At 63.7% G+C, this 13,358-nt stretch carries 15 protein-coding genes; 4 read left to right on the forward strand and 11 right to left on the reverse strand.

Going from position 1 to position 13,358, the window contains the following annotated elements; translation table 11 throughout:
* Positions 1 to 60: 60 nt before the first annotated feature.
* The 3 genes from AC1D1L_RS10825 (at position 61) to AC1D1L_RS10835 (ending at position 1,512) form a co-directional block, all read left to right on the forward strand.
* Positions 61 to 789, forward strand: a complete 729-nt coding sequence (locus tag AC1D1L_RS10825) for an SDR family oxidoreductase (RefSeq protein ID WP_477341117.1) — start codon at positions 61 to 63, stop codon at positions 787 to 789.
* A gap of 26 nt (positions 790 to 815) precedes the next feature.
* On the forward strand, positions 816 to 1,094 hold the full coding sequence (locus tag AC1D1L_RS10830; protein WP_477341466.1) for an Atu4866 domain-containing protein: 279 nt from the start codon (positions 816 to 818) through the stop codon (positions 1,092 to 1,094).
* Between the two features lie 88 nt (positions 1,095 to 1,182).
* The gene (locus AC1D1L_RS10835) at positions 1,183 to 1,512 is read left to right on the forward strand and encodes a hypothetical protein (RefSeq protein ID WP_477341119.1); all 330 of its coding nucleotides are present in this window, start codon (positions 1,183 to 1,185) and stop codon (positions 1,510 to 1,512) included.
* Positions 1,513 to 1,564: 52 nt separating this feature from the next.
* On the opposite strand, the gene AC1D1L_RS10840 is transcribed toward AC1D1L_RS10835, so the two are convergent.
* Positions 1,565 to 2,458 (reverse strand): SDR family oxidoreductase, encoded by an 894-nt coding sequence (locus tag AC1D1L_RS10840; protein WP_477341121.1) that lies wholly within the window; start codon positions 2,456 to 2,458, stop codon positions 1,565 to 1,567.
* A gap of 127 nt (positions 2,459 to 2,585) precedes the next feature.
* Between AC1D1L_RS10840 and AC1D1L_RS10845 the strand changes: the two genes are divergently transcribed.
* The gene (locus AC1D1L_RS10845; RefSeq protein ID WP_352556795.1) at positions 2,586 to 3,527 is read left to right on the forward strand and encodes an AraC family transcriptional regulator; all 942 of its coding nucleotides are present in this window, start codon (positions 2,586 to 2,588) and stop codon (positions 3,525 to 3,527) included.
* Between the two features lie 29 nt (positions 3,528 to 3,556).
* Here AC1D1L_RS10845 and AC1D1L_RS10850 read toward each other — a convergent pair whose 3' ends face one another.
* The 10 genes from AC1D1L_RS10850 to AC1D1L_RS10895 form a co-directional block, all read right to left on the reverse strand.
* Positions 3,557 to 4,195 carry a glycoside hydrolase family 25 protein gene (locus tag AC1D1L_RS10850; RefSeq protein WP_477341123.1) on the reverse strand — a complete coding sequence of 213 codons (639 nt, stop codon included), beginning with the start codon at positions 4,193 to 4,195 and terminating at the stop codon, positions 3,557 to 3,559.
* Between the two features lie 418 nt (positions 4,196 to 4,613).
* The gene (gene recQ / locus AC1D1L_RS10855) at positions 4,614 to 6,452 is read right to left on the reverse strand and encodes a DNA helicase RecQ (protein WP_477341125.1); all 1,839 of its coding nucleotides are present in this window, start codon (positions 6,450 to 6,452) and stop codon (positions 4,614 to 4,616) included.
* A gap of 221 nt (positions 6,453 to 6,673) precedes the next feature.
* Positions 6,674 to 7,420 carry a sulfotransferase gene (locus tag AC1D1L_RS10860; protein ID WP_477341127.1) on the reverse strand — a complete coding sequence of 249 codons (747 nt, stop codon included), beginning with the start codon at positions 7,418 to 7,420 and terminating at the stop codon, positions 6,674 to 6,676.
* Between the two features lie 247 nt (positions 7,421 to 7,667).
* Positions 7,668 to 8,006 carry a cupin domain-containing protein gene (locus tag AC1D1L_RS10865; RefSeq protein WP_477341129.1) on the reverse strand — a complete coding sequence of 113 codons (339 nt, stop codon included), beginning with the start codon at positions 8,004 to 8,006 and terminating at the stop codon, positions 7,668 to 7,670.
* A gap of 10 nt (positions 8,007 to 8,016) precedes the next feature.
* Positions 8,017 to 8,784, reverse strand: a complete 768-nt coding sequence (gene kduD / locus AC1D1L_RS10870; RefSeq protein WP_477341131.1) for a 2-dehydro-3-deoxy-D-gluconate 5-dehydrogenase KduD — start codon at positions 8,782 to 8,784, stop codon at positions 8,017 to 8,019.
* Positions 8,781 to 9,632: a 5-dehydro-4-deoxy-D-glucuronate isomerase gene (gene kduI, locus AC1D1L_RS10875; RefSeq protein ID WP_477341133.1), complete on the reverse strand. Its 852-nt coding sequence runs from the start codon at positions 9,630 to 9,632 to the stop codon at positions 8,781 to 8,783. Before kduI ends, kduD begins: the two co-directional genes overlap by 4 nt.
* A gap of 20 nt (positions 9,633 to 9,652) precedes the next feature.
* Positions 9,653 to 10,429 carry a FadR/GntR family transcriptional regulator gene (locus AC1D1L_RS10880; RefSeq protein WP_477341135.1) on the reverse strand — a complete coding sequence of 259 codons (777 nt, stop codon included), beginning with the start codon at positions 10,427 to 10,429 and terminating at the stop codon, positions 9,653 to 9,655.
* A 33-nt stretch (positions 10,430 to 10,462) separates the two neighbouring features.
* Positions 10,463 to 11,743 carry a TRAP transporter large permease gene (locus AC1D1L_RS10885; protein WP_203280293.1) on the reverse strand — a complete coding sequence of 427 codons (1,281 nt, stop codon included), beginning with the start codon at positions 11,741 to 11,743 and terminating at the stop codon, positions 10,463 to 10,465.
* Complete coding sequence (locus AC1D1L_RS10890) at positions 11,744 to 12,307, reverse strand: TRAP transporter small permease (protein ID WP_477341137.1); 564 nt, start codon at positions 12,305 to 12,307, stop codon at positions 11,744 to 11,746.
* Between the two features lie 70 nt (positions 12,308 to 12,377).
* Positions 12,378 to 13,355 (reverse strand): TRAP transporter substrate-binding protein, encoded by a 978-nt coding sequence (locus AC1D1L_RS10895; protein ID WP_477341139.1) that lies wholly within the window; start codon positions 13,353 to 13,355, stop codon positions 12,378 to 12,380.
* Positions 13,356 to 13,358 lie beyond the last annotated feature (3 nt).

The following is a 13,358-nucleotide window of genomic DNA, read 5'->3' on the forward strand; positions in this document are numbered from 1 at the left end:
TGCTCTCGGCGTATCTCCCTGGCAACCCACCTCTCAGTCCAGACATAAAGGAAAGTTGCCATGTCCCTCGACAAGATCGTTCTCGTCACCGGTGGCTCCAGCGGCATCGGCGCCGGCATCGCTCGCGAACTCGGCGCCGCCGGCGCCAGGCTGATGCTCGGCGCCCGCCGCACCGACCGGCTGGAAATTCTGGCCCAGAAAATCCGCGCAGACGGCGGCGAGATCATGACCCGCCGGCTCGACGTCACCGACCGCGCCGATGTCGCGACCTTCGCCGACGCGGCGCGCCAGGCCTGGGGCCGGGTCGACGTCATCGTCAACAATGCCGGCATCATGCCGCTGTCCCTGATGGCATCGATGAAAACAGATGAATGGGACCAGATGGTCGACGTCAACATCAAGGGCGTGCTCAACGGCATCGCGGCGGTGTTGCCGGAGATGACGGCGCGCGGTTCGGGCCACATCATCAACATTGCCTCGGTCGGGGCGCTTACCGTGTCGCCGACGGCGGCGGTCTATTGCGCGACCAAGTATGCCGTGCGCGCCATTTCCGACGGACTGCGGCAGGAACGCAACGACATCCGCGTCACTTGCATCCACCCGGGCGTGGTCGAGAGCGAACTTGCCGGCACGATCACCGACCCGGCAGCGGCGGCGGCGATGAGCAGCTATCGCGCCATCGCGCTGCAGCCCGACGCCATCGGCCGGGCGGTGCGCTTTGCCATCGAGCAGCCGGACGATGTCGACGTCAACGAGATCGTCGTGCGCCCGACGCGGGCGGCGCATTGACGCGTTCCGTCGCCGCGTCGCTTGTCTTGGCGCTATTCAACTCCGCAACCACCGAGCACCCCCCGATGAACACCAATCCTTATGTCGGCATGTGGGTCACCGCCGACCGTAATATCCGCCACGAACTCCTGGCCAACGGCCGCTATGTCGAGGCAAGGGGAAAACGCGAACGCGCCTATCTCGGGCGATATGTCGTGACGGGCAATCACATCGATTATTGGGACGACACCGGCTTCACTGCCGACGGAGACTTTGTTGATGGCGTGCTGCACCACGCCGGCATGATCCTTTACCGGGACAAATGACGGGTCGCCGAGCGCAATCCGGGCCGATCGGAATAGATCTCCAGGCCTTTGCCGCTACTCGGTCGTCAGTTGGCGGAGTTTCCCGGCAGTGTCGCAGCCCGCATTCATCATCCTGCTCATGCTGCTGGCGGTGGTCGTCGCGCTGCCGGCAGCATCGTTTCCCGGCGCGATGATCGGCTTCCTGTTCGGCATCACGGCCGCCTTCTTCATCGCGATACCGGGAGCGGCCATCGGCGATGCGCTGCATCGGGCCGGTATTCCAGTGACGGGCGAACAACTCGTCTGGGCCCTGGGCAGCCTTTATGCCCTGTTTGTCCTTGCCGCGGCCGTGCAGGCTTTGCTGCGGCTGCAGCGCAGCGACATGGACGGAGCGCGATCAGCGGTTTTGCGGATGGCCCTTCATTCGCCCTGCCGCTGATCGCCTGGCTGTCTCTTGACGCAATGCAACTGGCCCCTGACCTATCCCTTGTTCAAGCCTCGAAATAGCGGGGCCGGTCGAGATCGGCAATGAGCCCCGGCCCGGTCGGCAGCCATCCCAGCGCATTGCGGGTCTGCTCGCTGGAAGCCGACAGGTCCCTGCCGATGAAATGGCCGAGGAAGCCGAAATGCCCGGCCGCCTCCTCGGGGCTTTTGGAAACGACCGGCAGGTTGAGGCGGCGGCCGATGATCTCGGCGATCTCCCTGGCCGCCACGCCTTGTTCAGCAACCGCGTGATAGCTGACGCCGCCGGTCCCCTTCTCCAGCGCCAGCCTGTACAGGGTGGCGGCGTCGAACCGGTGCACCGCGGCCCAGCGGTTCATGCCGTCGCCGACATAGGCCGAGACGCCCTTTTGACGGGCAATGGCGATCAGCATCGGCACGAAGCCGTGGTCGCCGTCGCCGTGGACGGTCGGCGCAAGCCGTACCGTCGATGCGCGCACCCCGCGCGCGGCAAGCGCCATGGCCGTCGCTTCCGAAGCGCGCGGCATGGCGGCGGATGGAGGCGCGGGTTTGTCGTCCTCGGTCGCTGCCCTTCCCTGCGCAAACCCGGCGAGGCCGGAGGTGACAAGCAGCGGCCGCTCCGAACCTTCCAGCACCGCGCCGAGCGTTTCGATGGCGCGCTGGTCGGCTGCGCAACTGGCGGCGAATTTCGAAAAGTCGTGGTTGAAGCCCGTATGGATGACGCCATCCGCCTGGGCGGCACCGCTGCGCAGGCTGCCCAGGTCCTCGATATCGCCACGATGCGCCTCGGCCCCTGCGGCCACGATCGACTTCGCACCCGCCTCCGAGCGGGCAAGGCCAAGCACCTGATGACCCGCCCCAAGCAATTCCCGCACAACGGCCGAACCGACAAAACCGGTGGCACCGGTAACGAACACACGCATGATGATTTCTCCTTGGTTTCGTCGAAGGCCGCGCGAGGCAGCCCCTTGCCGAAGGAGATAGAAGGTTGAGATCATACGATCTATGCTGTAAAATCCGAAATATCTTCGCAATCGTCCGGTACTGCTCATGGATCCGCTGTCAGACGTGCTGTCGCTCCTGAAGCCGCGCAATTACCTGTCCGCAGGCCTGGAGGCCGGTGGCGACTGGGCGATCCAATTCCCCGACCAGCAGGCCGCCATCAAATGCGGCGCCGTGGTCTCCGGTCGATGCTGGCTGTCGGTCGAGGGGGTCGATGACGCGGTGCGCCTTGACGCCGGCGACTGTTTCCTGCTGCCGCGCGGCCGGCCTTTTCGGCTTGCCAGCGATCTAGGCCTGCCGACGGTCGACGCCCGAACGATCTTTTCACCGGCGCGCACCGGCGGCATCACCACCCACAATGGCGGCGGCGATTTCCTGCTGGTCAGCAGCCGCTTCGCGCTGTCCGGCGACCATGCCGGCATCCTGTTGCGGATGCTGCCGCCCATCGTCCATATCCGTGGGGACAGCGACCATTCGGCGCTGCGTTGGCCGGTGGAGCGGATGATGCAGGAATTGCGCCAGCGGCGTCCCGGCGGCTTTCTCATCGTCGAGCATCTCGCCCATATGATCCTGATCGAGGCCTTGCGCCTGCATATGGGGGCTCGTGACAGCGTCGGCTGGCTGTTCGCGCTGACCGACAGGCAGATCGGCGCCGCGATCGCCGCCATGCACGAAGACCCGGCGCATGCCTGGACATTGCAGACGCTGGCCGAGCGCGCCGGCATGTCGCGATCGACCTTTGCGCTGAAGTTCAAGCAGACGGTCGGGGCCTCACCCCTGGATTATCTGACGCGCTGGCGCATGATGCTCGCCGGCGACAGGTTGATGCATTCCGGCGATCCGGTGTCGGTTATTGCGCTGGCGCTCGGCTATGAATCCGAAAGCGCCTTCAGCACGGCGTTCAAGCGCGTCATGGGCTGTTCGCCGCGCCAATACAGCCGGCGCCTGGAAACGGACTCGCCGGCGCAGGGCGAACGCGAAGCCGCCTGAGCAGGCGATCCGATGCCGGATCACCTTGCCTACAGGCTGTAGCGCGAGCGAAACTCGGCGAAGGACATCGCCAGATGGTTCTCGTCCACCTTGCCGGTGATCCCGTCGATGCTGCCCGACTGGCTGAATTGCCAGATGGCATAGTTGGTGAAGCCTGACGGTATCGGCGGCGGGCTGGAGCCGTAGCGGGCGAGCCAGAGCGGGCAGTTGCCGAAGCCGCTCGGGTTGCCCAGCGCCTGCCAGATATTGGCGCGGGTGTAGATGAACGGCCAACGGCCACTATGGGCGGACCGCACCGCCGCCACCCAATCCTTCGCCTTCTGGACATAGGCGCCCCGCGCCGCCGGCGTTGCCGGAATGAGTTCGATGTCGAGCGATGGAATGAGGTCGCCGCTGCCGAACGACACCGTGTTGAGGAAGGCATGCGCCTGGTCGGCGCCGGAAGCGGTGTTGCGCAGGAAGTGATATCCCCCCACCAGCAATCCCGCCGCCTTGGCATCGGCAACATTGCGCACCGCGAATGCGTCCTTGCTGGTCTTGTCGGATATCTTGACGAAGGTGAACTTGACCCCGACATTGGCGACCCGCGTCCACTTAATGGCGCTGGCGCCGCTGCCCCCGGCCTCGTTCTGATAATGCGAAACGTCGATCCCCTCACGCGTCGGCATGCCCTGCTCCCATAGCCAAGCGGGCGCCGAAAAATTCGGCGCGCCCCGTTCGTTTCATGCAAGTTGCAGAGTCCCCCGAAGCTCGGCGAGGACAGATGCGGAATGGAAAAACCGGCTGTCTCGTCTTCGCTAAGTTAGGGCATATTAGCCCTATCTAAGTTCGCCTCTGTGAACGCCTTCACACAGTCCTGTTTTGCAGGAAGCGGGCGATCCGCTCGTTGACAGCGTCGGGCTTTGCGTCCTTCCACAACAGGCGGCCAATGGCCGCCCGTTTCGTTTTCCCGCGACAGGATCAATGTCCGTCGACGTCGATCACCGCCTGGCGAAAGCCTGCGGCGCTTCCTGCGGCAGATTGTGGCCGATGCCGCCCGCCGAAATCCATTTGCCCAATCAGATGCAAATGGGCCGCAACTCGTGATCACACCGATCCATCGGCTTGATGCGAGGCAATGGCGCTCAGGAAAACCTTGCCGAACTCCTTGAGCTTGGCCGCACCGACGCCGTTCACCTCGGCGAAAGCGTCGAGGTCATGCGGGCGGCGTTCGGCCATGTCGATCAGCGTGCGGTCGGAAAACACCACATAGGCCGGCACCTGGCGCTCCTTGGCCAGACGCAGCCGCAGCGTCTTGAGGGTGGCGAGCAACGACGCATCGACATTTTCACCCTGGGGATTCTGGCCGGCACGAGCCGCACGGCGCGCCGCGCGGGTGCGCGTCTCGACGCGGTACTGGAACGGAACCTCGCCACGGCCGAGCGCATGACCCTTGTCGGCGATGGCCAAGCCGCCATGGCCACCTGGATCCGGCACCAGGAAGCCGTTCGCGACCAACTGACGGATCAGCGACTGCCAAAAGTCCTTTTTGTGTGCGGCCCCGCTGCCGAAAGCTGCCAGCCTGTGATGGCCCCTGCCCGTCACCTTTTCGGTTTCATGGCCGAGCAGGATGTCGATGACATGGCCGGCGCCGAAGCGCTCGCCGCTTTGCGCGACCGCCGCCAGTATGATGCCAGCCTCGGTGGTGCCGTCGGCGCGCGGCGACTGCTCCAGGCAGTTGTCGCAATTGCCGCAAGGCGAAGCCTCTTCGCCGAAATAGCCGAGCAGCACCTGGCGCCGGCACTCCGCCGTCTCGCAATAGCCGATCAGCGTGTCGAGCCGGCCATGCGAGCGGCGCTTGTGCTCGACAGCAGCGTCCTCGTCCTCGATGAACATGCGGCGCATGCGGATATCGCCGAGACCGTAGAGCATATGCGCCTCCGCCGCCCGGCCGTCGCGGCCGGCGCGGCCGATTTCCTGGTAATAGGCCTCCAGGCTGCCCGGCAGATCGGTGTGGAAGACATAGGCGACGTCAGGCTTGTCGATGCCCATGCCGAAGGCGATGGTCGCTACCATGACGACGCCCGACAGCGTCATGAAAGCGTTCTGGTTGGCGTCACGCGCCTCCTTGCTCATCCCGGCATGGTAGGCGAGCGCGGTGACGCCGTTCTTCTCGAGGAAGGCCGCCATCTCTTCGGTCTTCTTGCGCGACAGGCAATAGACGATGCCGCTGCGGCCCTGATGGCGCTGGATGAAATTGAGCAATTGCCGCTTGCTGTCCTGCTTGGGCTCGATGGCAAGCTTGATGTTCGGCCGGTCGAAGCCGAGCACCTGCGTTTCCACACGCCCGCCAAACAGCCGCGTCTCGATGTCTGCCCGCGTCGTCTCGTCCGCCGTCGCCGTCACCGCAATGATCGGCACGTCGGGAAAGATGCCGCGCAGCTGCGACAGATCTTCATATTCGCGCCGGAACGCCGGCCCCCATTGCGAAATGCAATGCGCCTCGTCGATGGCGATCAGCCTGACATCGAGCCTGGCCAACGCATCGAGCATGCGCTCGGTCATCAGCCGCTCCGGCGCCAGATAGAGCAGCCGCGACTGGCCCGACGCAACACGCCGCCATGCCGCGACATTGGCGTCGCGATCGATCGACGAGTTGATCGTGTCAGCCGCGACGCCGGCAAGGCGCAGTGCCGCGACCTGATCCTGCATCAGCGCCACCAGCGGCGACACGACGATCGTCAGCCCACCCTTGACCAGCGCCGGCACCTGATAGCAGAGCGACTTGCCGGCACCCGTCGGCATGACCGCCAGCACATGACGGCCGGCAAGCAGCGCCTCCATCACCGACGCTTGGCCCGGGCGAAAATCGTCAAAGCCGAACACGTCCTTGAGGACACGCCGTTTGGGATCGTGCGTCGGTACACTCGCTGCTTGTGCCGGCATCAGTCGGACACCGTGCAGGAAGCGATTTTCGAAGGGATGTGGAGATCGGCCAAATGATTCACCGCGTGTCCCTTGTGAGTAGCGCAGCCACCACCCGGCCACAACGCTCCTTCGCAGGAAACCGACGATGACGCTGGGCATCATCTTTGTCTTGCTCGGCCTGTCGAGCACTGTCGTCTTCGCCTTGGCGTGCGGCTTGGGCTGCAGCGGCGTTGGTTGCTTCAGCCGGTTGAGCCGGCCCAGGCAGGCATGTCATAGCCGAATTCGCGACAGAAGACATGCATAGGTGCAAGAACCGCCGGTGACAGCTGCTGCTGAAGATAGGCAAGATATTCTTCGTTGCGTTCCCATTTCCGCAGCGAGCGTGAGTGGATCGGGCCTTGCACGCCCTCGGCCGCCGGCATTCTCGGACGAAGTCCGAACCGGTTTGCGATCAGTTGTTGCACGGCGTCCGGGTCAGCAATCGTGTCTTCGTAGCGCACGTAAAGAACATCCCGCCCCGGCTGCGCCTTTCTCAAGCTCAGCAGCGCATCGTATTCCAGGACCCAGCGGTCGGCCGTGGTATGAAATCGACGCTCCTTCCTGGTCTGCGGATGCATGCTGGTCAGTACATCCAAAGGGTGTCGAACACAGTAGATAAGGCCGATGCCGGCGGGCAGCTTCGCAAGATGGGCGAAGGTCCTGGAGGCGCGCTTGATGACCAGATTGTTTTCCTGGCAATCCAGCAGATAGAATTTTGTGTGCCGCGCCTCGGGCTTCCAAACAAAGGTGTCCTCGAAGGTGTTCATGATGCTTTGCGTCAGGGTCGTTCCGCTGCGTGCGCACCCGGCTATGAAGATCTTGTTGGCGCGCGCCGCCTTCGCATTCGGTCTCGATCGCCAGCGAATTGTCAGCGACGTCACCAGACGAGCAAGCTCGCGGCTTGAGCGCGCCATGAGAAAACCGACAACTGCCTCAAGCTTTGGCAAATCCCTTTTCCCCCGGCCCCTTTTGGAGCACATAGCCGTGACCCGCATTATTTGATTGGCCGATATGGGGCCGTGTTTCAAGTGCTGAAGGGGCGAGTTGCGTTAAACCTATCTTCACAATGTTGCGGCACCGTCCGAACCCTGCGGCGATGTTTCGAGTACCGCTGCGCTACAAGCGCACAGGCAACAGGCCCGCGCCTCCCAAGAGGCGCGGGTTTTCCGTTTCTGGAACAGACCGGAAAGGCTATCAGGCCAGGAAATCGGCCCGATGCGGGGTAAAGCTGTCAACGAGGCGGCCGGCCTCCAGCGCCTTGACGCCGTGCACCAGATTGGACGGCACGATGAAGCTGCCACCGGTCTCGATGGTTTCGATGCGGCCGTCGATGGTCACCTCGAAGCGGCCTTCGGCGACATAGCTTGCCTGGACATGCGGGTGCGAATGCAGCGCGCCGACGCCGCCCTTGTCGAAGCTGAACTCGACCATCATCAGCTCATCCGTATGCAAGAGGACGCGCCGCCTGTTGCCGTCCGGCGTCGGCATCCAGGCGCTCTCGCCGGCCTGCGCGAAAATCTTCTGCTCGGTCATGACCCTCTCCTCATCGCGCCAGCCAGCCGCCGTCGACCGGAACCACCGCGCCATGCATATAGTCGGACGCCGGCGCCAGCAGGAAGACGGCGGCGTCGCCTATGTCTTCCGGCTCGCCCCAGCGACCGGCCGGGATGCGCGCCAGTATGGCCGCACTGCGGTCGGGATCGGCGCGCAGCGCCTCGGTGTTGTTGGTTTCGATATAGCCCGGCGCAATGGCGTTGACGTTGATGCCTTTTGCCGCCCATTCGCAGGCGAGCAGCCTTGTTATGCCGAGCGCGCCATGTTTCGACGCGGTGTAGGACGCCACGCGGATGCCGCCCTGGAAACTCAGCACCGAGGCGATGTTGACGATCTTGCCACGGCGCCCGGGATCGGCCAGCACGCGCCTGGCAAAAGCCTGGCTCAAAAAGAACAGCGTCTTCAGATTGACGTCGATGACGTCGTCCCAGTCGGCCTCGGTGAAATCGACCGCATCGGCGCGCCGGATGATGCCGGCATTGTTGACCAAGCCGTCGATCGGTGCAGTCTTTTCCCAGACCTGGTCGAGCATCGCCTTGGCGGCGTCATGATCGGCGAGATCACACCGCACGGCCTCGAACTGCCCGCCGGCCTCGCCGACCTTCCTTTGCGTGTCATCCATCGCCGAGCGGCCGACGCCGATGACGGTGCCGCCGGCGCGCGCAATCGAGACCGCGATGCCCTGGCCGATGCCGGTATTGGCGCCGGTGACCAGGATGCGCCTGCCGGCGAGGCTGAAGGTGGACGGCCCGCTCAACGCAATTCGCCCAGCGGCACCGGATCGACATCGGTGTAGTCGACATTGTCGCCGGCCATCGCCCATATGAAGGCATAGTTGGAGGTGCCGGCGCCCGAATGGATCGACCAGCCCGGCGACAGCACCGCCTCCTCATTGGCCATGACGAGATGTCGGGTTTCGTCCGGCTCGCCCATGAAATGGAAGACGCGCGCCGTCTCCGGCAGATCGAAATAGAGATAGGCCTCCATGCGTCGGTCATGCACATGGCAAGGGATAGTGTTCCACACCGAGCCCGGCGCCAGCTGGGTCATGCCGACCACCAGCTGACAGGTCTTGACGCCCTCGGCATGGATGAACTGGAAGATCGAGCGCTCGTTGCAGGTCTCCTTGCTGCCGAGGTCGAGACGCTTGGCGTCGCCGATACGGATCAATCGGTTCGGATGGGTGTGATGCGCCGGCGCGCTGAGCAGGTAGAACTTGGCCGGCTGGCCCGTATCGGCCGACGCGAACGACACATCGGTGCTGCCCATGCCGAGATAAAGCATGTCGCGTGCCTGCAATGGGTGGGTCTCGCCATTTGCCGTCACCGAGCCGGCGCCGCCGATGTTGACGATGATCAGCTCGCGGCGGTCGAGAAAATTCCTGGTGCCCGTCGGCTTGATCGCTTCCAGCGGCAGCGATTCCGCCACCGGCACGGCGCCGCCGACGATCATGCGGTCATAATGGGTATAGGTCAGGCTGACGCGTCCCGGCTGGAACAGGTCGTCAATGTGGAAGTTGTGACGCAACTCGTCGGTTCCCATGGACGCCGCGGCTACCGGGTCGATGGCGAAACGCGAGGTATAGTCGGTATGGGGATGATCCATCATTGCTCCAGCTGATTCTTCTATTCGGTTTCCGCCGCCTTGACCGAGTCGGCATAAAAGACCTGGCGTGCGTGCAGGCGCTCGCGATAGCGCTGCTGGCTGGCGGTGAGATGGGCGCGCATCGCCTCGCGCGCGGCTTCGGCGTCACCCGATGTGATCGCATCCAGGATCACCAGATGCTCGCGCTGCAGCCCGCGCTGATAGCTGTCGGACTGCACCAGTTCGGTCGACCAGGGCGAGGTCACGTCGCAGGGAATGGCTCGCCGGCCCAGCACATCGAGCATCTCGACATAGAACGGGTTGTTGGTGGCGCTGGCGATTGCCCGGTGGAAAGCGAGATCGGCCGGACCGGTCGGCTCGCTGTTGAGAAGCAGGCGCTCGAATTCGAAGAACGCTTCCTGGATCGCCGCTTCCTGCGCCGCATTGCGGCGGATGGCGGCGAGCCCAGCCGATTCGATTTCGACGGCCAGGCGCACCTCGAGCACGTTGAGCGCGACCGAATCCTTGGCTCCCATGTCTGCGGCGAGCGCGCCGAACATGGTCGAGATGTGTTCGGTGACGAAGACGCCGGCGCCCTGGCGCGCCTCGACCAGGCCGTCGGCGGAAAGCTTGGCCAGCGCCTCGCGGATGACGGTGCGGCTGACGCCGAAAGTCTCGGTCAACTGGCCCTCGGTCGGCAATTTGTGGCCCGGCAGGATCTCGCCCGCATGCAGCTGCTTGCGGATCGCCGCGACGACGGTCTCCGACAGTTTGGGTTTTCTCTCGACCCTGAGATCAACAGCGCTATCCGATGCCATGTCGCACCCCTGTTTGAAGACGCCCTATTTGCCCTATTTGAAGACACTCGGCAGCCAGAGCGAGATCGCCGGAATATACGTCACCAGTCCTAGGACCACGATACCCGCGCCATAGAACGGCCAGATCGATCGCATCGCTTCCCATACCGTGATCTTGCCAACCGCACAGGCGACGAACTGCACCGTGCCAACCGGCGGCGTGTTCAGGCCGATGCCGAGATTGAGGATGGTGATGACGCCGAAATGCACTGGGTCGACGCCGTAATGCGTCACCAGCGGCAGGAAGATCGGCGTACAGATGATGATCATCGGCCCCATATCCATGAAGGTGCCGAGCAGCAGCATCAGGACGTTGAGCAAAAGCAGCACCACCAGCGGGTCGGTGGAGATGGCGTTCATCCCGGCGATCAGCAGAACCGGCACTTTGAGATAGGCCATCAGCCAGCTGAACGAGGCCGCCGTGCCGATGATCAAAAGCACCATCGATGTCGTGCGCACCGCGCCCTTGGTGGCATGGACGAAATCGCTCCAGGCCATCGAGCGGTAGACGAAGACGGTGACCAGCAAGGCGTAGATGATGGCGATGCAGGAGCTTTCCGTCGCCGTGAAAATGCCTGAGCGGACGCCGCCGAAGATGATGCCGATGAGCAGCAGCCCGGGAACCGCGATCACCGCCAACTGGCCGACGCGCGAGAAGCCGGGGAAGGCCTCGACCGGGTAGCCGCGGCTGCGGGCGACAAAATAGGCGGTGACCATCAGCGACGCGGCGAACAGCAGACCGGGCAGGATGCCGGCGGTGAACAGGTCGGCGATCGAAATCTTGCCGCCGCCGGCGATCGAATAGATGATCATGTTCTGCGATGGCGGCAAAAGCAGCGCGATCAGTGCCGCCATCGAGGTGACGTTGACAGCGTAGTCCGCGCCGTAGCCGCGCTCTTTCATCTGCGGGATCATCAGCCCGCCGACAGCAGCGGCTTCAGCCACCGCCGAGCCGGAAATGCCGCCGAACAATGTCGCGGCGATGATGTTGACCTGACCGAGCCCGCCCCTGACATGGCCGACCAGTGAGCCAGCAAAGGAGACGATGCGCTGCGCGATGCCGCCGCGCACCATCAGGTCGCCGGCGAAGATGAAGAACGGGATCGCCATCAGCGAGAACGCCGACATGCCTGATTTCAATTGCTGGAAGACCACCAGGGGCGGCAGGCCGAGATAAAGCACGGTGGCGAAAGATGCGGCACCCAGGCAAAACGCGATTGGCGTGCCGGCAAACATCAACAGCGTGAAGACGCCGAACAGGATCCAGAGTTCCATCTAGGCCTCCTGCACGGCCGGCATCTCCGGCACGTCTTCGAGATTGATGTCCTTGTCGATGTCGACGCCCGACCAGCGCAGCACGATACGTTCGGCCGAGAACAGGCAGATCAAAACGCCGCCGGCGACCAGTGGCAGATAGTCGAAGCCGCCGGGAAGTTCGAGCGCCGGAATGACGGTGTGCCAGGTCAACCCGACCAGCTTGCAACCATACCAGACCATGCCGAAGCCAAAGCCGAACGCGATCAGGTCGGACAATGTGCGCAGCGCCCATTTGCTGCCTTTCGGCAGGATGTAGAGCAGCACGTCGAAGCCCATATGGTAGTTCTCGCGCACGCCGACCGCCGCGCCCAGGAAGATGAACCAGTTCATCAGCATGATGGCTGTGACTTCCGTCCAGCTCGGCGACGCGTTGAGCACGAAGCGGGAAAACACCTGGTAGGCGACGAGCGCGGTCATGACGACCATCCCGATACAGGCGAGATAGAGCGCGCCGTCGCAAATCTTCGAAAGCACCGCGCTGAAGCGCGGTGGCGCTCCGCTCCTGGCCATTCCCGCTGTCATCCGACCCTCCCGGTTTTTCCGTCCGTCAACAACGATTGGCGGGGCGGCGCTAGGCCGCCCCGCCAGGAGATTACTTGGTTGCCTGGATGCGCGCGGCGAGATCCTTGAGTTCCGGCGTCGACAGGTACTTGTCGTAAACCGGCTTCATCGCATCGATCAGCGGCTGCTTGTCGATCTCGCTGACCCTGACGCCGGCCTTCTCGACGATGTCGCGCGACTTCTTTTCCTGCGCGTCCCACAGTTCGCGCATCTTGACGACGCTGTCCTTGGCTGCCTGCTTGACGATCGCCTGGTCTTCCGGCGACAGCTTGTCCCAGCTCGGCTTCGCCATCACCAGCACTTCCGGCACGATCTGGTGCTGGTCGACGGTGTAGTGCTTGGCGACCTCATAGTGCTTGGCGGATTCGAAGCTCGGCCAGTTGTTCTCGGCGCCGTCGATCACGCCGGTTTCGAGCGCGGAATAGACCTCGCCATAGGCCATCGGCGTGGCGTTGGCGCCGAGCGCATTGACCATGTCGACGAACACGTCGGACTGGATGACGCGGAACTTCATGCCCTTGAGATCGGCGATCGAGGTGATGTCCTTCTTGGTGTTGTAGAAGGAGCGCGCACCGGAATCGTAGAAGGCGAGACCGACCAGATCATGCGCCTCGAAGGCCTTCAGGATCTCGTCGCCGATCGGCCCGTCCATGACATGGCGCATCTGGTCGACCGAGCGGAACATGTAGGGCAGCGACGGCACAGCGGTTTCCGGCACGATGCCGTTGAACGGCCCCATCGAGACGCGGTTCAAATCGATGACGCCGGTCTGCGTCTGCTCGATCGTGTCCTTCTCCTCGCCGAGCTGCGCCGAATGATAGACCTCCACCGAATAGCGCCCGGCGGTGCGCTCCTTGATCAGCTCGCCCATATATTTGACCGCCTCGACCGTCGGATATCCATCCGGATGGGTGTCGGCCGAACGCAGCACGGTCTGGGCGTTGGCGACACCGATCATCAGCGAGCCGAAGGCGAATGTGGCTGCCGTCAGTTTTGAAAAATGCAACATGAC

It is taken from the genome of Mesorhizobium sp. P2_D6 (assembly GCF_056404315.1).